This window comes from Lentzea sp. NPDC006480 (assembly GCF_040611995.1).
Lineage (GTDB): Bacteria > Actinomycetota > Actinomycetes > Mycobacteriales > Pseudonocardiaceae > Lentzea.
In genome coordinates this window covers 1-18,438 of sequence record NZ_JBEXPJ010000172.1, presented here as the reverse complement: position 1 = coordinate 18,438, position 18,438 = coordinate 1, and the positions used below count along the sequence as shown (strand labels likewise).

The following is an 18,438-nucleotide window of genomic DNA, read 5'->3' as shown; positions in this document are numbered from 1 at the left end:
GGTGCCGTCGACCCACCGCACGTCACCGAGAGACTCCATCAGCCTGCGGTAGGTGCGGATCGGGAAGACGGTGTTTCAGGTCATGTTCTCCGCCCAGTACTGCGCGCACAGCATGCTGGAGCAGATCCGGCCCTCGCCGTTGACCGTGCGGTGCTTGCGGATCTGCTTGCCGCACACCATGCACTCGTCCTTGCCCGCCTGCTCCGGGATGCCACCGGTCATCCACGCCACCGTGTGCGCCGCCACCTTCTTGTGGTCCAGCCACTTGATGTTCTTCATCGTCCCCGACCTCCGTGGTCTCGCTCGGTCTCGCCCGCCCTGCCTGGCAATGATCATTTTCCCGGTTGTGCAGGCGTGGGAAAGGGGTGCGCGCGGACATCACCAGGTCGTGCGACGAACGCTCACGTCCGTCCATTCGGGTGGCTCCGGCCGGTGAGAGTCGTACCGCCGATCGAGTGAGATCGGGTGGCTTTCGTTTCTGCGAAAGGGTTTTTCCATCCGGGATGGACACAGACGGTCAAGCGGCCAAACGCGTGAGGCTGGAAAACTGCCGCTTACTCAGCGAGACTTTTCGTTGCTCCGCATGGCCCATCAGACTAGCCCGGCGATCAGCCACTGTGGACAGAACGGCTGACCATTGTGGACAGCTTCCCCCAGACGTGGGAACGTTGTCGTTGTGTCAGACCTGAATGCGACCGCAGCCGCCCTGCTCGGGCTGCTGCACGACGGACCCAAGACCGGTGGCCAGTTGGTGGCGGAGGCAGGAGACCGCTTCGGCGCGTTCTTCAGCGTGACCCGCTCCCAGGTGTACCGCGAGCTGCCCGCGCTGGCTGACCAGGGCCTGCTGCGCCTCGGCAAGCAAGGACCGCGGTCGAGCCAGCAGTACGTGCTGACGGCGGCGGGCAAGAAGGCCTTCAAGAACTGGCTGCTGTCCGAGCCCGGCCCGGACCACCTGCGCAGCCCGCTCATCCTGCGCCTGGTGCACGCCGGCTCGCTGACCGCGAAGCAGCGCGAGTCCCTGATCACGACCGCGCGCTCCGCGTACGGTCAGGAGCAGGAGACCGCGAAGAGCGCGGCCAAGACGGCGGAGGACCCCTACGCCAAGGCGGTGGCCGAGTTCGGTCTCGCTCATGCGAAGGCCGTTCTCAAGCTGCTCGACGCGATTCCGACCGCGTAGAAGAGAGCGCCAGCAAGCACCGGTCGCGACGGACGACCGGTGCTGGCGTAATCTTTTTGCGTGAACCCGGACGTCGAAGCAGACATCAAGGACCTCTCCGCCACTCTGTCGAGCATCGAGGCGGTGATGGACCTCGACGGGTTGCGCGCCGCGGTTGCGGATCTGGAGGAGCAGGCTGCGAAGCCGGACCTCTGGAACGACCAGGAGAAGGCGCAGAAGGTCACCAGCCAGCTCTCCCACAAGCAGGGTGAGCTGCGCCGCGTCACCGGACTGCGCGACCGCCTGGACGACCTCCCCCTGCTCTACGAGCTCGCGGAGGAAGCCGACGACGCGGACGCGCTGGCCGACGCGGACAACGAGCGGGTGAAGCTGCGCGGCGAGATCGCCGGTCTCGAAGTGCGCACGCTGCTGTCCGGCGAGTACGACGAGCGCAACGCGCTGATCACCATCCGCGCCGAGGCCGGTGGCGTCGACGCCGCGGACTTCGCCGAGATGCTGCTGCGCATGTACTCGCGCTGGGCCGAGCGCCACAACTACGGCGTCGAGGTCTTCGACACCTCCTACGCGGAAGAGGCGGGCATCAAGTCCGCGACGTTCCGCATCTCCGCTCCGTACGCCTACGGCACGCTGAGCGTCGAGCAGGGCACGCACCGGCTCGTGCGCATCTCGCCGTTCGACAACCAGGGTCGCCGCCAGACGTCGTTCGCCGGCGTCGAGGTCGTGCCCGTCGTCGAGCAGACCGACCACGTCGAGATCGACGAGAAGGACCTGCGCGTCGACGTCTATCGCTCGTCCGGTCCCGGCGGCCAGGGCGTCAACACGACCGACTCGGCGGTGCGCCTCACGCACATCCCGACCGGCATCGTGGTGTCCTGCCAGAACGAGCGCTCGCAGCTGCAGAACAAGGCCACGGCCATGAACGTGCTGCAGGCCAAGCTGCTCGAGCGCCGCCGGCAGGAGGAGCAGGCGAAGATGGACGCGCTGAAGGACTCCGGCTCCAGCTGGGGCAACCAGATGCGCTCCTACGTGCTGCACCCGTACCAGATGGTCAAGGACCTGCGGACCGAGCACGAGGTCGGCAACCCGTCGGCGGTGCTGGACGGGGAGATCGACGACTTCCTGGAGGCCGGCATCCGGTGGCGCAAGCAGTCCCAGCAGGACTAGCGGTCATCACACCGGGGGAGTTCCGCGCGCTGTGCTTCGAGGCGGCGCGCCGCACCGGCGGTGAGGTCACGCGGTGGTCGGTGCCGGAGGTCACGCCGAACTTCCACGAGGTGCACCTCGGCCACGTCGACCACCGCGGCACGGTCGTGGTGCTGTGGACGCCGGAGGGTGACGTGGCGCTCACCGCTTCGGCGGAACCGCTGCCGCCGATCGAGTTCGTCGACGACGCGGCGCTCATGGCCGTGCTCGCGGAGTTGTCGAGCGACGTCCGGGTGTGGGCGAAAGCGGAGCTGGACAGGCCGTTCACAGCAGCTGAGTGGCCGGGTCTCGACGCTCACGACGTGCGCTACTGGCGTCCGCAACGGGTCGGCGACGTGCTCTTCAACTGGTGGGACTGACCGCCCTTCCGGTGCCGGAAGTTAACCGGAACGGGGGCTTTACCCCGGCCATGGGTAGACTCGCGCCTCGTGATTCGCCTCGAACACGTTTCCAAGGTCTACAAGACCTCTACGCGTCCCGCGCTCGACGACGTGTCCGTCGAGATGGAGAAGGGCGAGTTCGTGTTCCTGATCGGGCCCTCCGGGTCCGGCAAGTCGACCTTCTTGCGCCTGTTGCTGCGCGAAGAGGTGCCGACCAGGGGACGCGTCTACGTCTCCAACTTCGACGTCGCCAAGATGTCCAGGCGCAGGGTCCCCCGCCTGCGGCAGTCCATCGGCTGCGTGTTCCAGGACTTCCGCCTGCTGCCGACGAAGACGGTCGCCGAGAACGTGGCCTTCGCGCTGGAGGTCATCGGCAAGCCCCGCAACACCATCGTCAAGGTGGTGCCCGAGGTGCTGCAGCTGGTGGGCCTCGACGGCAAGGAGGACCGGTTCCCGACCGAGCTGTCCGGTGGTGAGCAGCAGCGTGTCGCGATCGCCCGTGCGTTCGTGAACCGCCCGCTGGTCCTGATCGCCGACGAGCCGACCGGAAACCTGGACCCCGACACGAGCCAGGACATCATGTTGCTGCTGGAGCGGATCAACCGCACCGGCACGACGGTCATCATGGCCACCCACGACCACGGCATCGTCGACTCGATGCGCCGCCGCGTCGTGGAGCTGGCGTACGGCAAGGTCGTCCGTGATGACGCGCGCGGCGTTTACGGCGTTGGCCGTTAAGCGTCCCTAACCCCCGACCCCCAAGGAACCCCGCCCCCGATGCGTACCAGCTTCGTGTTCAGCGAGGTCGTCACCGGACTTCGCCGGAACGTCACGATGACGATCGCGATGATCCTCACGACCGCCATCTCGCTCGGGCTGCTCGGCGGTGGCCTGCTCGTCGTCCGCATGGTCGACAAGATGCAGGCCAACTACGCGGGCAAGCTCGAGGTCTCCGTGCTGCTGACCAACGACGTCAGCGCCAACGACAAGGACTGCACCCAGCAGCCGTGCGCGGGCCTGCGTTCCCAGCTGGAGCAGACCTCCGGCGTCGAGACAGTGGTGTTCCAGAACCGCGACGAGGGCTTCGAGCGCTTCAAGCGGATCTTCGAGGCCCAGCCCGAGCTGCTCAAGCTCGCGCGGCCGGAAGCCATCCCGGCGACCTTCCGCGTCAAGCTGGAGGACCCGGACCGCACCGACGTCATCAAGCAGGCCTTCGAGGGCAAGCCGGGCGTCAAGGGTGTCGACGACCAGGGCAAGTTCCTCGAGCGGTTCTTCGAGGGGCTGAACGGTCTGCGTGACGTCGCCCTGATCCTCGCGCTCATCCAGGCGTTCGCCGCACTGCTGCTGATCTCGAACACCATCCAGGTGTCGGCGTTCACGCGGCGCGTCGAGGTCGGGATCATGCGCCTGGTCGGTGCGACCCGGTGGTACACGCAGCTGCCGTTCCTCATCGAGGCGGTCGTCGCTGGCATCATCGGCGCGGTCTCCGCGGTCGCCGGCCTGGTGCTGTTCAAGGCGTTCTTCCTCGACCGGATCACCAGGAACCTCACCGAGTCGGGCATCATCCCGCCGATCGGGTACCTGGACATCCTCCTGGTCTCGCCGTGGCTGTTCCTGGTCGCGATCGTCATCTCGGCGACGACGGGCTACGTCACCCTGCGTCTCTACGTGCGGCTTTAAGCATTTTGTAGACCAACGTAAAGTTGTCGCCATGGTCAAGGAACGCGGGCAGAAGGTCATCGCGTCGAACCGCAAGGCTCGGCACGACTGGTCCATTCTGGACACCTACGAGGCGGGCATTCAGCTCGTCGGCACCGAGGTGAAGAGCCTGCGCATGGGACGGGCGTCCCTCGTGGACGCCTTCGCCCAGGTCGACGACGGCGAGATCTGGTTGCACGCGCTGCACATCCCGGAGTACGTCGCGGGGACGTGGACGAACCACGAGGTCCGGCGCAAGCGCAAGCTCCTGCTGCACAAGGCGGAGATCGAACGGCTGATCGGCAAGACCAAGGAGTCCGGTCTGTCGCTCGTCCCGCTGCAGATGTACTTCAAGGACGGCTACGTCAAGGTCGAGATCGCCCTCGCGAAGGGCAAGAAGTCCTACGACAAGCGCCAGGACATCGCGAAGCGCGACGCCAACCGCGAGATCGCGAAGGCGCACGGACGGGCCCTGAAGGGTCGCTACTGATGGCTTTGGTGGACATCCACGTCCACTTCATGCCACAGAACGTCCTGGACAAGGTCTGGGCGTACTTCGACCGCGTGCGCGAGTCCGGTGTCGACTGGGTCATCTGGTACCGCACTGACGAGAACGCCCGGCTCACCGCACTGCGGGAGCTGGGCGTTTCCGCGTTCGCACCGCTGGTCTACCCGCACAAGCCGGGCATGGCGCAGTGGCTGAACGAGTGGGTCGCGGACTTCGCTGCTCGGGTCCCGGAGGCTGTCCGGACGGGCACGTTCTACGCCGAACCCGGTGCGGACGTCTACGTGCGCAAGGCTCTCGAAGCCGGTGCGCGGTGCTTCAAGTCGCACGTCCAGGTCGGTGGTTACGACCCGCGGGACGAGCTGCTGGACGGCGTCTGGGGCCAGCTGGCCGAGGCGGGTGTCCCGGTGGTCGCGCACTGCGGCGACGGGCCGTACCCCGGCGAGCACACCGGGCTCGGGGTCTTCGCGGAGGTGTTGAAGCGCCATCCACGACTCACCGCGGTGATCGCGCACGCCGGGATGCCGGACTACTCCAGCGCGTTGGATCTGGTCGAGCGGTACGAGAACGTCCACGTCGACACCACGATGGTCGGCACGCCGTTCAATGAGCGGATGATGCCGTTGCCTGCTGACTGGTCCCAGCGGATCGCCGGGCTGGCGAACCGGGTCGTGCTCGGCAGCGACTTCCCGAACATCCCGTACCCGTACGAGGTGCAGCTCGACGCGATCCGGTCGTGGGGCCTGGACGCCGCCGCCCTGCAGGCGATCCTGCACGACAACGGCGCCCGTCTGCTTCAGCTGTCCAGGTAGGCGAGAACGGCCCGCACGCGCCGGTGCTCCGAGTTCGACGGCTCCAGACCGAGCTTGGCGAAGATGTTGCCGACGTGCTTCTCCACGGCGCCGTCGGACACCACGAGCGTGCCGGCGATGGCCGTGTTGGACAGTCCCTGCGCCATCAGCCCGAGCACCTCGCGTTCGCGCGGCGTCAGCTTGTCGACCGGGCTCTTCTTGCTGCGCACCATGAGCTGCGTGATCACCTCGTGGTCGATGCTCGTGCCGCCATCGGCGACCCTGCGCACCGCGTCGACGAACTCCTTCACGTCCGCGACCCGCTCCTTGAGCAGATAACCGACGCCACTGGCCCCGCCCGCGAGCAGTTCCACGGCGTAGCGCTCCTCGACGTACTGCGAGAGCACCAGCACCGGCAGCCCGGGATAGCGGCGGCGGCACTCGATCGCCGCGCGCAGTCCTTCGTCGGTGAACGTCGGCGGCATCCGCACGTCGACCACGCACAGGTCCGGATTGTGCTCGGTGACCGCGTCCAGCAACCTGTCGCCGTTCTCCACAGCCGCGACGGTCTCGATGCCCTCGTCGGCGAGCAACCGCTGCACGCCCTCCCTCAGCAGCACCGAGTCCTCGGCGATCACCACGCGCACGGCAACTCCGCTCGAATAACGGTCGGCCCACCGGTGGGGCTGACGACGACAACCACACCGTCGATCGTGGCGGCCCGGTCCGCGAGCCCGGCGAGCCCGCCGCCCGGCTTCAGCTCCGCGCCACCCTGACCGTTGTCGGTGACCTCGACCAGCACTCCCGTCTCGACCCGGTTGACCTTGACGGTCGCCCTGGTGGCGTTGGAGTGCTTGGTGATGTTCGTGAGCGCCTCGCCGACGGTGAAGTACGCGGCGCTCTCCACCGCTGTCGGCGGGCGCGGCTCCACGTCGACGTTGAGCTCGACCTCGATCGGCACGCGCGCGGCCAACGCGGACAGTGCCGCGTCGAGACCGCGGTCGCCCAGCACCGACGGGTAGATGCCCCGCGCCAGGTCGCGCAGCTCCCGGATGGCTTCCTTCGCGTCCGCGTGCGCCTCGGCGATCAGCAGCGCCGCGCCCTCGGGATCGGAGTCCATCTTGGACTTCGCCCGGCCCAGCCCCATCGCCACCGCGACGAGTCGTTGCTGCGCGCCGTCGTGCAGGTCGCGTTCGATGCGCCGGCGCTCTGCTTCCGCGGCCTCGACACCACGCGCCCGGCTGGACTGCAGCCGTTCCGCCTCGATCGCCAGCGCGTCCGCCCGCGTCGGCCCGAGCATGGCGCGGGCGAGCTTGCCGTGCACCGAGCCCAGTGACCTGATGCCCACGAGCGCGAACGGGATCAGGGCCAGCCCGATCGCCGTCAGCGGCAGCGCGGAAGCGAACGAGTCGATGGTCCAGAACTCGCCGACGATGATCGCGAACGGCGCCTCGCCGATCCAGAAGGGGACCGCGACGAACGCGCCCACGATCGAGATCATCGCGATGACCGTGGCGAACTCCGTGATGCCGACCGGCAGCAGGAGCAGCAGGTACCCGAAGTCGCGCCACGTCGCCGGGTCGGTGAACTGGTGCTTCCACCGCTGCCAGAGCGTGCCTGTCGGCATCTCGCGGTACGGGCGGGGGATGTCCGTGCGCAACGCCGCTCTGACCCACGCCCGCTCCATCGTCGCGCCACCCCGCACGACGTTCATCGCGAGCCACAGGATCGGCAGACCGACCCACAGGACCGAAGTGGCGAGCCCGACCACGGTCAGGACGACGGAGAGGGTGAACCAGAAGATGCCGGTCACCAGGTTGGTCAGCAGGTAGAACCCGGCTGCGAGCGCGTTCGGTTTCCTCATGTCGTCCATGGTGGTCGTTCCCGCTGGTCAGAGACCATGTGGCTACCTAGGAGGTCGGGGGTGGGGACAGCCCTACCTGCCTCGGGAAGAAGTCGTTGGCCCCCGTCGTTATGCTATGCGTAACCACAACAGGGGGGTGAACGGTTTCGACTGTGGACGTTGATTCAGGGGAAGCGTGCCGGTGCAGGCGAGAGACCACCGTTAAGCGTCATCGCAAACCAATAAGCGCCACGTCTAACGACACGCGCACCGCGTACGCTCTCGCTGCCTGACAGCAGGAGCTAGCGGTTGTCGGCCTAGGTTCGCCTTCGACCTAGTTCCCGGCATCAGCTAGAAGGCTTACCAGCAGTTCCGGCTACGGGAGCTGTTCGGGAAACTCACAGTGGCTGGGCCTGTCACATCAGCTCGTTCGCATGACTGATGGGGCCAAGTAGAGACAGAGCGGACTGCGCACGGAGAAGCCCTGATGAACCGCCACAGGACCCGGGTTCGATTCCCGGCACCTCCACTCGGCCGAAGGCTGCTCGGTGGCCCCGCTGGGGCCACCTTCGCCTTCTCGTTCCGGGTTTTCCTCTGGGGGGGCGACCCCCAGACCCCCGAGGTTCGGGCGCTTTGCGCCCTCACGGCGAGTGCTCTGCTCAGAGCCCTCGCCGTTTCTCGTGTAAGCCTTAGGTGTGAGTGGCCGCGAGATCGTCTTCCTCGTGTTCGACGGCATGAAGATGTTGGACGTCACGGGCCCTGCGGAGGTGTTCGCGGAGGCCAACCTCGCCGGGGCCGACTACACGATCAGGTACGTCTCGGCGTCTGGCCAACCCGTCACGACCTCTGTCGGGATTCGGTTGCCCGTCGACTCCACCGCTGATGACGTGGTCAAGGCCGACACCGTCATCGTGTCTGGTGGCGACAGACTCGCTCGCGAGCCGATTTCGGTTGACCTCGTCGAGGCCATCAGAGTGCTGCAGGGACGTACGCGACGGCTCGTGTCGATCTGCACCGGGTCGTTCGCGCTGGCTGCGGCCGGGGTGCTGAGCGGGCGGCGGGCGACCACGCACTGGCGAGTCGCGGATCGGCTCGCGCGGGCTCATCCGGACGTGCAGGTCGAGGCTGACGCGTTGTTCGTCGAGGACAAAGGCGTGTTCACGTCTGCCGGGGTGTCGGCGGGCATGGATCTGGCGTTGGCGCTCGTCGAGCAGGACTACGGGCCCGACCTCGCGCGGACCGTGGCGCGCAACCTGGTGATGTTCATGCAACGGCCGGGCGGGCAGTCGCAGTTCAGTGCGCCGTTGCAGGTCAGGAGGCCGCGCACGCCCGCGTTGCGCGAGGTGGTGGACCTGGTGTCGGCTCAGCCGGCGTTGGACCACAGCGCGCGGACGTTGGCGGCGCGGGTGGGCGTGAGTCCCAGGCACCTGGCGAGGCTGTTCGCGAGCGAGTTGGACACCACGCCCGCGCGGTACGTGGAGCAGGTGCGGCTCGATCACGCCAAGGCGTTGCTGGACGCCGGGCACGGGGTGGCGCAGACCGCACGCGAGGCCGGGTTCGGGAGTTCCGAGACGATGCGGCGGGTGTTCGTGGCGCGGTTCGGGGCGTCGCCGAGCGAGTACCGCCAGCGGATGTCCACATCTGTGGGGTGGCGGTCCTGAATGACGGTGGGAGTCTGAGAGCCGCAGGTCAACCATTGGGGCATGGCTGAAGTAATCGCTGGTGTGGAGATTCCCGACACGGAGCTGGTGCGGGCGGCGACGTCGCTGGTTCGCAAGATCACCGACGACACGTTGTTCCACCACTCGCGCAGGGTGTTCCTGTGGGGTGCGTTGAAGGCCGCCAAGCGCGGGCTGGACGTCGACCTGGAGCTGGCGTACGTGGGCGGGTTGTTCCACGACCTGGGGCTGACGGAGTTCTACGCGTCGAAGGACGTGCGGTTCGAGATCGACGGGGCCGAGGCCGCTCGAGCGTTTCTGCTCGACCACGGCCGGTCGGAGGAGGACGCGCGCAACGTGTGGCTGGCGATCGCGCTGCACACGACGCCCGAGGTGCCGTTGCGGCTCTCGCCCGAGGTGGCGGCGATCGCGCTGGGGGTGAAGACGGACGTGCTCGGCATCGGGCTGGACGAGCTCACCGACGATGAGCGCGCCGAGGTGGTGGCCGCACATCCCCGCCCTGACTTCAAGAACCGCATCCTTGAGGCGTTCTACGCAGGCATGGCTCATCGGCCGAACACCACCTACGGGACGATGAACGACGACGTCCTCGCGCACTTCGACCCGGAGTTCAAGCGCACCGACTTCGTCGAGCTGATCAAGGGCAACGAATGGCCGGAGTGAGGGCGTCGAGGAAGTCGCGAGCGTCGAACATCGCACCCGCCGAGGCCACGCCGGTGACCGCGAAACGGCCGGTCAGCAGGCGTTCGACGGCTTCCACGGCCAGGGGAGCGGTGACGGCGTAGATGTCCTGACCGGTGACGGTCACGCGCCGTTCCTCGCCATCACGCCGGACGACGACATCCACCTCGAACGTCTCCGCGGCCTGTCGCTCAGAAGCAGCGCGCATGTCGTTGACCGCGCTCACGGACATGTACGTGGTGACGGCGGGGACCTGCAGGTGGCTCGGCACGGTGACCACGTCGGCCATCGTGAACTCAGCGATCACCTCGCGCGGCCCGGACGGGAAGTCCCAGTTCAGGGTGCGCGCGGTGGCGTCGTGGTACTCCAGCGCGCCATCACGGAACCGCACGCTGCGGCCACCGCGGCGGTCACGGGAGACGGCGCCGGCTTCGAGCGTGCCGGCGCTGGGCTGCCATCCGGACAGGCCGTAGGCGACGTGGACCTCGTCGGCGGAGGTCCAGTCGCCCATCGCGGCGGTCACCAGCAGGTCGCCGAGGCCGCCGAAGAACGCCATCGCGGGTACGACCGGGACCGAGGCACCGCGGGCGAACGTGTCGGCGTTCGCCTCGATCTCGGCGGCCACGTCGACGTACGGGATGCCCGCACGTTCGGCCGCGGAGATCAGCGGGAGGGCCGTCACCGCGAACGGACCGGCCGTGTTGATCACGGCAGCAGCACCCTCGAGCGCGCGGTCCAGTGCGTCGGGGTCGTCGGCGGTCGCCTGCGCACGTCCGAACGGCATCGGCTCGAAGCCGCGCTTCTCCAGTTCCGCCACCACAAAGCGGCCAGTGAGTCCGGAAGCGCCGTACACCGCGATCTTGTGTCCCATGTGGACCATCAAAGTCGCGAACCGGACTAGGCACTAGTGTCTGGAACGACGTGATGCGTACAGTTTCGGACATGCTCGCGTTCGCCGTGACCGACGGGATGCTCCACTTCGAGCTCGCCGCCACCTACGAGATCTTCACCGCCCCGCAGCTCGACTACGACGTCAAGATCTGTGGCAGCGGACCCGTCCGGGTCGGCCGGTTCACGATGGACCCGGACCTGCCCCTTGACCAGCTCGAACGTGCCGACACCGTGATCGTGCCAGCCATCGAGGACCTGGACCGGCCGATCGAGTTGGAGCTCGTCCAAGCTGTCCGGGCGGCGCACGAACGGGGCGCGCGGATCGTGTCGCTGTGCACGGGCGCGTTCGTGCTCGCGGAGGCCGGACTGCTCGACGGCCTGAAGGCGACCACGCACTGGGCGCACACCGACTTGCTGACCGAGCGGTATCCGAAGATCGCGGTCGACCCGGACGTGCTGTACGTCGACAACGGCCAGGTGCTCACGAGCGCGGGCAAGGCGGCGGCGATCGACCTGAGCCTGCACCTGATCCGCGCCGATCACGGCACCGCGACGGCCAACACCGCGGCACGGCGTTTGGTCGTTCCACCACATCGCGACGGCGGGCAGGCGCAGTTCGTGCTCGCGCCCGTGCCGTCCGAGGAAGGTCATCCGCTGACAGAACTCTTCGGCTGGACGAGCAAGCGGCTCGACCAGCCGCTCACGGTGGAGGACCTGGCACGTCAGGCGAACATGAGCTCGCGCCACCTCGCGAGACTTTTCAAGGCGGTGACAGGAACCACGCCACTCCAGTGGCTGCACACGCAACGGATCCGGCGCGCCCAGGAGCTGTTGGAGATGACCGACGACAGTGTCGACCAGGTCGCCGAGGCGTCCGGCATGGGCACGGCCACGACGTTGCGCAGGCACTTCCACCGAACGGTCGGTGTGCCGCCGGACACATACCGCCGCACGTTCCGCCCGGTTGGTGGCCGCCAATAACTGAGTCACCGGTTAGGTTGTCCGGATGAGCAACGAACAGCGCATCGGGGCGCGGGTGTTGCGGCGCAAGCCGATCGACCAGCTGACTCACCCTGGCAGCGAACTCAAGCGCACCATGGGTGTCGGCCACCTCACGATGATCAGCATCGGCGCCACGCTCGGCACCGGCATCTTCGTCGTGCTGGGGGAGGCGGTGCCGCTCGCCGGTCCCGCGATCGTGGTGTCGTTCATCCTCGCCGGCATCACCGCGTTGTTCTCCGCGCTGTCGTACGCCGAGCTCGCGGGCCTGATCCCGGCATCGGGCTCGTCGTACTCCTACGCCTACGCCACGCTCGGCGAGATCGTCGCGTGGGTCTGCGGCTGGTGTCTCGTGCTGGAGTACGGGGTCTCGGTCGCGGCGGTCGCGGTCGGGTGGGGGCAGTACATCAACGAGCTGCTGCACCTCGTGACAGGGCTGCGGATTCCGGACGCGCTGAGCCAGCCGCCGGGCGCGGGCGGGATCGTCAACATCCCGGCCGTGCTGGTCGTGGTGCTCTCGATGCTGGTGCTGCTCGGCGGTTCCAAGGGCAGCGCGCGCACGAACACGATCCTGGTGTGGATCAAGGTCGGCTCGCTGCTGATGTTCTGCGCGGTCGCGTTCACCGCGTTCAAGGCGGGCAACCTGCAGCCGCTGTTCCCGCTCGGGCTCGCGGGCATGAGCGCCGGTGCGGCCACGTTGTTCTTCTCCTACATCGGTTTCGACGCCGCGTCGACCGCCGGTGAGGAAGCGAAGAACCCGCAGCGCGACCTGCCACGCGCGATCATCCTGTCGCTGGTCGTGATCACCGCGCTGTACTGCGCGGTTGCGCTGGCCGCGGTCGGTGCGATGCCGTGGCAGTCGTTCGAGGGCACGGAAGCCGCGCTGAGCCGGGTGCTGACCGACAACGTCAGCGGGGCGATCTGGCCGATCCTGCTGTCGATCGGTGCGGTCGTGGCAACCACCTCCGTCGTGCTGACCGTCCTCTACGGACAGACGCGCATCCTGTACGCGATGTCGCGCGACGGGCTGGTGCCGTCGATCTTCGCGAGGCTCAGCAGGGCCGGGGTGCCGTTCGTGAACACGATCGTCGTCGGCTCGTTCATCGGGATCCTGGCCGCGCTGGTGCCGCTCGGGTCGCTGGCCGACGCCACGAGCATCGGCACGCTGTTCGCGTTCGCGCTGGTCAACATCGCGGTGATCATCCTGCGTCGTACCGAACCCGACCGGCAGCGCACGTTCAAGGTGCCGTTCTCGCCGGTGACGCCCATTCTGGGGCTGGCGTTCTGCGTCTACATGATGTTCAGCCTCGGGCTCGACACGTGGATCGCGTTCCTGTCCTGGATGGTGCTCGGGTTCGTCATCTACTTCGGTTACAGCGTCAGGAAGGCACGCCTTGCGGTTCCAAGTGATCAGTGACGTTCCCGGCATCGCCCGCGTCGCCGCTTACTACGCCGGCGTCTGGGAGACGACCGAGGACGTGCTGTCCACCGAGACGCTGCACTGCATCCGGCACGCGGGCGGCGCGACGATCGGGGCGTTCGAGGGCGAGGAGCTGATCGGTGCGACGACCGGGCTGTTCTGCCCGGACGGGTCGGTGTACTCGATGATCGCGGCGGCACGGCCGGGCGCCGGTCATCCGTTGAAGCTCGCGCAGAAGGACTGGGCGGCCGGGCTCGGCGCGAAGTCGATGCGCTGGACGTACGACCCGCTGGTGTCGCGCAACGCCCGGTTCAACCTGGTCAAGCTCGGGGCCGTGGTCACCGAGTACACAGTGGACTTCTACGGGCCGATGCGCGACGGCGTGAACGAAGGCGACGAGACCGACCGGCTGACCGTGCAGTGGGACCTCACCGGGGCTCGGGAGGCGCACGAGTCGGTTCCTGACGGCGAGGTCACTGGGACGGCGCCGGACGGGGAACCGTTGGCGCGGACGGACGGCGAGCGGATCTGGTGCCGGGTGCCGCGCGACATCGTGCAGGTGCGCAAGGAATCCGCAGCGTTGGCGCGCGAGTGGCGTGAGGCGGTGCGTGGCGTGTTCGTGGACGCCTTCGAGCAGGGCTACGTGGCGACTTCGATGTCCCGCGATGGTTGGTACGAGTTGGAGCGCCGATGAAGATCGAGCGGGTTGAGCTGCTGCACGTCGCGATTCCGCTGGTGTCGCCGTTCCGCACGTCGTTCGGGACGATGACGACCAAGGACACCTTCCTGCTGCGGGTCGTGACGGACTCCGCCGAGGGCTGGTCGGAGTTCGCGGCCGACCCGGAACCGCTGTACTGCTCGGAGTTCGTCGGCGCCGCGGAACTGGTGCTGGACCAGCACCTCGTGCCACTGGTGACGCCCGAGGTCACGGCTGCCGAGGTGCAGCCGAGGACTCATGCGATCAAGGGGCACAAGCTCGCCAAGGCGACGCTGGAGACAGCGATCCTGGACGCCGAGCTGCGGTCGTACGGGATGTCGATCGGCACCTACCTGGGCGCCACGGCCTCCCAAGTCCCCGCCGGAGTCTCGGTCGGGATCAAGAACTCGATTCCCGAGCTCTTGGCCGATGTCGAGGGTTACCTCGCCGAGGGCTACGCGCGGATCAAGCTCAAGATCGAGCCGGGCTGGGACGTCGAACCGGTGCGCGCTGTGCGGGAACGGTTCGGCGACATCCTGCTGCAGGTCGACGCCAACACCGCGTACACGCCGGCCGACGCCGAACACCTGCGCCGGCTCGACGAGTTCGACCTGCTGCTGATGGAACAGCCACTGGAAGAGGACGACATCCGCGGCCATGCGCTGCTGGCGCAACGGATCCGCACGCCGATCTGCCTCGACGAGTCGATCACGTCGGCCAAGGACGCGGCGACCGCGATCGCGTTGGACGCCTGCCGGGTCATCAACATCAAGCCCGCACGGGTCGGCGGTTATCTCGAAGCGCGCAGGATCCACGACGTGGCGGTGGCGCACGGGATTCCGGTGTGGTGCGGCGGAATGCTGGAGACCGGCATCGGGCGCGGGCCGAACCTCGCGCTGGCCGCGTTGCCCGGATTCGTGCTGCCGGGCGACGTTTCCGCGTCTCGTCGGTACTTCGCGGAGGACGTCACCGAGCCCTTCGAGCTCAAGGACGGCTTCATGCACGTGCCGACCGGGCCTGGCATCGGCATCGAGCCGATCCCGGACACGCTCAAGCGCTTCACCACGGCGACGAACGTGCTCTACAGCGCCTGAAGTTCGCGGGCCAGGTTGATCCGCGCGGCGGCGTCCCACAGCTGCCGCGCGGGTTCCGTGACGAACAGGCCCTCGCGGTCGAGCAGCGTCTTCAGCACTTTCGCTCTACCCACTCGCCACTGCGAGTCGTCGTACTGCGCGTACTCCTGGCGCACGGCCTGGCTGTAGCGGTCGTAGTGCTCCGGTTCCGAACCGAGAATCGCCAGGTCGGCGTCGAGCAGCACGTGTGCGAGAGGGTCGTCCGACGAGTGCGTGATCGTGGCCAGCACCAGTGACTCCACGCGGGCGACGTGGGCTTCTTCCAGCCCGTGCAAGCGTTCCCGGGCCCAAGCAGCGGACGCGCGTTCGTCGTCGCCCGGTTTGCTGTCGTAGATCACGTCGTGCGCGCAGGCGGCCAACGCGAGGATCGCGCGTTCCTCGGCCGTGAACGCGAACACGTCGGCCAGCTCGGACGAGTCGCGGACGACGGACATCACGTGGAAGGTGTTGTGGTACGCCCGATGCGGCTCGGCGTAGCGCTCCATCAGGTCACCCGCGTCCGGGGTGCCACCAAGAGTGCGGACCGCGTCGTCCCAGATCCGTTTCACCGCGTCAGTTCCTCCTCGATCACGTCCGCGGCGAACGCGCTGCCGCCCGCCCGGTGAACCATTCGCTGCATGTCCTTCACCCGCGCGGAGATCGAGGAATCGGACGTCAGCTGACCCACCAGCGACCGCACACCCTCCTCGGTCACGGTGTCGAGCAGCACGCCGAGCCCGAGCTCCTCAACGCGCTGGCCGTTCAGCCGCTGGTCGGTCATCCGCGGCACGACGATCATCGGAACGCCGTGGTGCAGAGCTTCTGTGACGCCGGCCAGGCCGCCGTGCGTGATGAACACGCTCGCGTGCTCCAGCACGGCGAGCTGCGGGACGTCGTCGTGCGCCTCGACGTTCGGTGCGGGGTCCTCGACTTCGCCCTTCGTGACGAGGTGCCAGGGCATCCCGCGCGCTGCGTCGGCGCACGTCTGCGCGTCGATCGTCGAGAGCACAACGGGTGTGTTGCGCGGTGGCGTCCACGTGCCCTGGAACTTCCGCTCGGTCAGGCAGGGCCCGGCGAAGGTCCACCTCTCGTCGAACGTCTCACCCTCTGGCTGGAACTCCCTGGGGAACAACGCGATCCGGCGGCTCGCACCGGCGACGAACTCCGGCAGTGAGCAGCCGACGAACTCCTGGACCTTCGTGAAGAACCTGATGGCGTTGAGGTCGAACCCTCGGGCGGGCACCACCGCGGCGCCGAGCGACCAGGTGGCGTTGCTGGTCAACAGGCTCTCCAGCAGCAGGTTCGGGGCGCCGGACCGGCGGGCGATCACGCCGCCGGCCCAGGCCGCGATGTCCCACAGCACGATGTCCGGCCGATCGTGCCGGAACACGTCTTCCAACTGCGGCAACGTCGACTCCGCCTCGATCAGGGCCAGCTGCGCGGCTTCGTAGAGCGACTCCGGCAGCTCTGCGGGAAGTGTTGTCCCGCAAGGGATCGCCGTCGCGCCGCACTCGGTCACGGCGTTCGCGAACGGAGGCGGGACCGGGCAGCTCACGCGGTGGCCGCGGCGCACGAGCTCAGCGATCATCCCGAGCGCCGGGAGGACGTGTCCGCGCTCGGGCATGAGGAAGATCGCGATGTGCGCCATAGCTGAGATTAACGTTGTTCGATTCCTAATGGTTCAAATCGGTGGCGGTGATTCGACTCAAGTTCCGTTCCGCGAGGGCTGTGATCGTCACGAAGGGGTTCGCGCCGATCGAGCCGTTGATCAGCGAGCCGTCCGTGACGTAGAGGTTCTGGTGGCCTCTGACCCGGCCGTACTCGTCCGTCGCGCGGCCCAGCAGACATCCGCCCAGCGGGTGATAGGTGAAGTCGTCCGAGAAAACTTTCCCGATTCCGAAGAGGTCCGGGCGATATGTACTGAGGTTTGTTCGGTTTATCTCGTCGAACACGCCCTTGACCGCGCGGATCGACGGTTTCATCTGCTCGCGCCGCCAGTCCAGCGTGATGGCGTCGGTGCCGCGGTCGTAGTGGAACGTGCCGCGCTCGGGGTTCTTCGTGATCGCGAGGTAGAGCGAGGCGAGGGTCTCGACGCCCGCGGGTACGGGAGCGATCTCGGCGAACACCTCGCGGTCCTGCCACGCGTCGATGGCGAGGACGGGCATGCCGGACTGCTGGAAGCCGCCGATCATGGTGCGGGCGGTCATCACGTTGCCGTTCGGGCCCCAGCCGCGGCCGATCTCGTCGCTGAGGTTCGGCAGGTCGCCGTTGTCGCGCGCCCGCAGGAGGAGCTCGGTGGTGCCGAGGCTGCCCGCGCCGAGGAACAGGTGGCGGCAGCTGATCTCCTTGGTGTTCAGGAGTTTTCCGAACGGGTCGCGCTGCTCGACGGTGAGCACGTAGCCGTCGCGTTGCTGCTGGATGCGCTTGACGTGGTGCAGCGTCTTGATCGTGACGTTGCCGGTCTGCAGGGCGTCCGCGAGGTAGGTCTTGTCCAGGCTCATCTTGCCGTGGTTGTTGCCGTAGATGACCTCGCCGGCCAGCGCGGACTTCGGTTCGGTGCCACGGGCTTCGCCTTCCATGTGGGCGAAGTCGTAGACGTTCGGGATGACCTGCGTGCGGTAGCCGGCGTTCGCGGCCTGACGACGGGCGGTGCGGGCGTACTGGTACCAGCTCGTGGACTCCAGGAACGCCGGGCGGATCGTGTTGACCCTGAGGGTTTTGTTGGCCAGCGGGAAGAACTTGCCGTACATCTCGTCGGCGTCGACGCCGGGCAGGACTTCCTCGAAGTACTCGCGCTTCGGGGTGACGGCCATGCCGCCGTTGACCAGGCTGCCGCCGCCGACGCCGCGGCCGAGGTAGACGGCCATCTCCTTGAAGTGGACCTTGTCGAGGACGCCGGCGTAGCGCTCGATCGGGCGGTTCACGATCGGCAGGCCGAGCAGCGTCTCCAGCGGGGCTTCGGTGCAGTCCTTGAACCACATCGCGCGGCGGTCCGGGTTGAGCATCGGGCAGAAGATCTTGCCGTCGCTCGCGGGCTGGTTCCACAGCTGGCCCATCTCCAGCATCGTGGTCTTGATGCCCTTCTGGCCCAGTCGTAACGCCGCGACCGCTGCTCCGTAGCCGGTGCCGATGACCACGGCTTCGGTGTGGTCATCGGCCTTCGCGGTGCCCGTTGCCGCCATGGCCAGCGCCGTCATCCCCAGGAAGCGCCGGCGAGATACCTGAAAACCCCTCATGTGCCCTTACTGTAGGGCCGTTCGGGCCAGTGGTGTTTCGGATACCTGCCCTTCAGCTCACTGCGCGGATCGGTACCGCATCCGCAGGTATTCCAGCAGCTCCGCCAGACCGGCGGGTTCGATCGC

Annotated in this window: 21 protein-coding genes and 1 other RNA gene; 14 read left to right on the top strand and 8 right to left on the bottom strand. The window is 67.6% G+C overall.

Features of this window, described 5'->3' with window-relative positions; translation table 11 throughout:
• Positions 1–75: 75 nt before the first annotated feature.
• Positions 76–279 carry a hypothetical protein gene (locus tag ABZX92_RS38970; protein WP_045311201.1) on the bottom strand — a complete coding sequence of 68 codons (204 nt, stop codon included), beginning with the start codon at positions 277–279 and terminating at the stop codon, positions 76–78.
• 397 nt (positions 280–676) lie between these two features.
• Between ABZX92_RS38970 and ABZX92_RS38965 the strand changes: the two genes are divergently transcribed.
• The 7 genes from ABZX92_RS38965 to ABZX92_RS38935 all read left to right on the top strand — a co-directional run bounded on the left by ABZX92_RS38965 (position 677) and on the right by ABZX92_RS38935 (position 5,775).
• Positions 677–1,177, top strand: coding sequence for a helix-turn-helix transcriptional regulator (locus tag ABZX92_RS38965; RefSeq protein WP_045311202.1), 501 nt, complete (start codon positions 677–679; stop codon positions 1,175–1,177).
• Between the two features lie 60 nt (positions 1,178–1,237).
• Positions 1,238–2,341: a peptide chain release factor 2 gene (gene prfB / locus ABZX92_RS38960; RefSeq protein ID WP_355570492.1), complete on the top strand. Its 1,104-nt coding sequence runs from the start codon at positions 1,238–1,240 to the stop codon at positions 2,339–2,341.
• A complete protein-coding gene (locus ABZX92_RS38955; RefSeq protein WP_355570491.1) occupies positions 2,314–2,739 on the top strand; it encodes a hypothetical protein in 426 nt (141 codons plus the stop codon). The genes prfB and ABZX92_RS38955 overlap by 28 nt, the downstream gene beginning before the upstream one ends.
• A gap of 69 nt (positions 2,740–2,808) precedes the next feature.
• A complete protein-coding gene (gene ftsE / locus ABZX92_RS38950; protein ID WP_086666930.1) occupies positions 2,809–3,498 on the top strand; it encodes a cell division ATP-binding protein FtsE in 690 nt (229 codons plus the stop codon).
• 39 nt (positions 3,499–3,537) lie between these two features.
• Positions 3,538–4,440, top strand: a complete 903-nt coding sequence (gene ftsX / locus ABZX92_RS38945; RefSeq protein ID WP_355570490.1) for a permease-like cell division protein FtsX — start codon at positions 3,538–3,540, stop codon at positions 4,438–4,440.
• A 31-nt stretch (positions 4,441–4,471) separates the two neighbouring features.
• A complete protein-coding gene (smpB, locus tag ABZX92_RS38940; RefSeq protein WP_355570489.1) occupies positions 4,472–4,948 on the top strand; it encodes an SsrA-binding protein SmpB in 477 nt (158 codons plus the stop codon).
• A complete protein-coding gene (locus tag ABZX92_RS38935; protein ID WP_355570488.1) occupies positions 4,948–5,775 on the top strand; it encodes an amidohydrolase family protein in 828 nt (275 codons plus the stop codon). The genes smpB and ABZX92_RS38935 overlap by 1 nt, the downstream gene beginning before the upstream one ends.
• Here the strand turns inward: ABZX92_RS38935 and ABZX92_RS38930 are convergent.
• Positions 5,760–6,401 carry a response regulator transcription factor gene (locus ABZX92_RS38930; RefSeq protein ID WP_355570487.1) on the bottom strand — a complete coding sequence of 214 codons (642 nt, stop codon included), beginning with the start codon at positions 6,399–6,401 and terminating at the stop codon, positions 5,760–5,762. The genes ABZX92_RS38935 and ABZX92_RS38930 overlap by 16 nt on opposite strands.
• Entirely contained in the window at positions 6,389–7,618 is a 1,230-nt protein-coding gene (locus tag ABZX92_RS38925) for a sensor histidine kinase (RefSeq protein ID WP_355570486.1), read from the bottom strand. The genes ABZX92_RS38930 and ABZX92_RS38925 overlap by 13 nt, the downstream gene beginning before the upstream one ends.
• A 132-nt stretch (positions 7,619–7,750) precedes the next feature.
• Between ABZX92_RS38925 and ssrA the strand changes: the two genes are divergently transcribed.
• The 3 genes from ssrA (at position 7,751) to ABZX92_RS38910 (ending at position 9,939) form a co-directional block, all read left to right on the top strand.
• Positions 7,751–8,129: a transfer-messenger RNA gene (gene ssrA / locus ABZX92_RS38920) on the top strand.
• 163 nt (positions 8,130–8,292) lie between these two features.
• A complete protein-coding gene (locus ABZX92_RS38915) occupies positions 8,293–9,258 on the top strand; it encodes a GlxA family transcriptional regulator (RefSeq protein WP_355570485.1) in 966 nt (321 codons plus the stop codon).
• A 42-nt stretch (positions 9,259–9,300) separates the two neighbouring features.
• The gene (locus tag ABZX92_RS38910; protein ID WP_355570484.1) at positions 9,301–9,939 is read left to right on the top strand and encodes an HD domain-containing protein; all 639 of its coding nucleotides are present in this window, start codon (positions 9,301–9,303) and stop codon (positions 9,937–9,939) included.
• On the opposite strand, the gene ABZX92_RS38905 is transcribed toward ABZX92_RS38910, so the two are convergent.
• The gene (locus tag ABZX92_RS38905) at positions 9,914–10,828 is read right to left on the bottom strand and encodes a saccharopine dehydrogenase (RefSeq protein WP_355570483.1); all 915 of its coding nucleotides are present in this window, start codon (positions 10,826–10,828) and stop codon (positions 9,914–9,916) included. The two genes, ABZX92_RS38910 and ABZX92_RS38905, sit on opposite strands and share 26 nt — an antisense overlap.
• A 53-nt stretch (positions 10,829–10,881) precedes the next feature.
• On the opposite strand from ABZX92_RS38905, the gene ABZX92_RS38900 reads away from it, so the two are divergent.
• From ABZX92_RS38900 to menC, 4 genes are read left to right on the top strand one after another with little or no spacing between them, the layout of a single operon-like run.
• Positions 10,882–11,829 carry a helix-turn-helix domain-containing protein gene (locus tag ABZX92_RS38900; protein ID WP_355570482.1) on the top strand — a complete coding sequence of 316 codons (948 nt, stop codon included), beginning with the start codon at positions 10,882–10,884 and terminating at the stop codon, positions 11,827–11,829.
• 25 nt (positions 11,830–11,854) lie between these two features.
• The gene (locus ABZX92_RS38895; protein WP_355570481.1) at positions 11,855–13,264 is read left to right on the top strand and encodes an amino acid permease; all 1,410 of its coding nucleotides are present in this window, start codon (positions 11,855–11,857) and stop codon (positions 13,262–13,264) included.
• Positions 13,254–13,961: a hypothetical protein gene (locus tag ABZX92_RS38890; RefSeq protein WP_355570480.1), complete on the top strand. Its 708-nt coding sequence runs from the start codon at positions 13,254–13,256 to the stop codon at positions 13,959–13,961. Before ABZX92_RS38895 ends, ABZX92_RS38890 begins: the two co-directional genes overlap by 11 nt.
• Positions 13,958–15,058 (top strand): o-succinylbenzoate synthase, encoded by a 1,101-nt coding sequence (menC, locus tag ABZX92_RS38885; RefSeq protein ID WP_355570479.1) that lies wholly within the window; start codon positions 13,958–13,960, stop codon positions 15,056–15,058. Before ABZX92_RS38890 ends, menC begins: the two co-directional genes overlap by 4 nt.
• Here menC and ABZX92_RS38880 read toward each other — a convergent pair.
• From ABZX92_RS38880 to ABZX92_RS38865, 4 genes are all read right to left on the bottom strand, one after another.
• Entirely contained in the window at positions 15,046–15,645 is a 600-nt protein-coding gene (locus ABZX92_RS38880) for a hypothetical protein (RefSeq protein ID WP_355570478.1), read from the bottom strand. The two genes, menC and ABZX92_RS38880, sit on opposite strands and share 13 nt — an antisense overlap.
• Positions 15,642–16,724, bottom strand: coding sequence for a nucleotide disphospho-sugar-binding domain-containing protein (locus ABZX92_RS38875; protein ID WP_355570477.1), 1,083 nt, complete (start codon positions 16,722–16,724; stop codon positions 15,642–15,644). Before ABZX92_RS38875 ends, ABZX92_RS38880 begins: the two co-directional genes overlap by 4 nt.
• A 25-nt stretch (positions 16,725–16,749) precedes the next feature.
• Positions 16,750–18,312: a GMC oxidoreductase gene (locus ABZX92_RS38870; RefSeq protein WP_355570476.1), complete on the bottom strand. Its 1,563-nt coding sequence runs from the start codon at positions 18,310–18,312 to the stop codon at positions 16,750–16,752.
• A partial coding sequence (locus tag ABZX92_RS38865) for an ATP-dependent helicase C-terminal domain-containing protein (RefSeq protein WP_355570493.1) occupies positions 18,309–18,438 on the bottom strand: 130 nt, incomplete at its 5' end. The genes ABZX92_RS38865 and ABZX92_RS38870, both read right to left, overlap by 4 nt.

Excerpts from the sequence above, each read along its gene's own strand:
- smpB (WP_355570489.1), top strand. The coding sequence starts at position 4,472 with ATGGTCAAGGAACGCGGGCAGAAGGTCATCGCGTCGAACCGCAAGGCT.
- ABZX92_RS38900 (WP_355570482.1), top strand. The coding sequence starts at position 10,882 with ATGCGTACAGTTTCGGACATGCTCGCGTTCGCCGTGACCGACGGGATG.
- ABZX92_RS38925 (WP_355570486.1), bottom strand. The coding sequence starts at position 7,618 with ATGAGGAAACCGAACGCGCTCGCAGCCGGGTTCTACCTGCTGACCAAC.
- ABZX92_RS38910 (WP_355570484.1), top strand. The coding sequence starts at position 9,301 with ATGGCTGAAGTAATCGCTGGTGTGGAGATTCCCGACACGGAGCTGGTG.
- ftsX (WP_355570490.1), top strand. The coding sequence starts at position 3,538 with ATGCGTACCAGCTTCGTGTTCAGCGAGGTCGTCACCGGACTTCGCCGG.
- ABZX92_RS38895 (WP_355570481.1), top strand. The coding sequence starts at position 11,855 with ATGAGCAACGAACAGCGCATCGGGGCGCGGGTGTTGCGGCGCAAGCCG.
- ABZX92_RS38905 (WP_355570483.1), bottom strand. The coding sequence starts at position 10,828 with ATGGGACACAAGATCGCGGTGTACGGCGCTTCCGGACTCACTGGCCGC.
- ABZX92_RS38875 (WP_355570477.1), bottom strand. The coding sequence starts at position 16,724 with ATGGCGCACATCGCGATCTTCCTCATGCCCGAGCGCGGACACGTCCTC.
- ABZX92_RS38970 (WP_045311201.1), bottom strand. The coding sequence starts at position 279 with ATGAAGAACATCAAGTGGCTGGACCACAAGAAGGTGGCGGCGCACACG.
- ABZX92_RS38870 (WP_355570476.1), bottom strand. The coding sequence starts at position 18,312 with ATGAGGGGTTTTCAGGTATCTCGCCGGCGCTTCCTGGGGATGACGGCG.
- ABZX92_RS38935 (WP_355570488.1), top strand. The coding sequence starts at position 4,948 with ATGGCTTTGGTGGACATCCACGTCCACTTCATGCCACAGAACGTCCTG.
- menC (WP_355570479.1), top strand. The coding sequence starts at position 13,958 with ATGAAGATCGAGCGGGTTGAGCTGCTGCACGTCGCGATTCCGCTGGTG.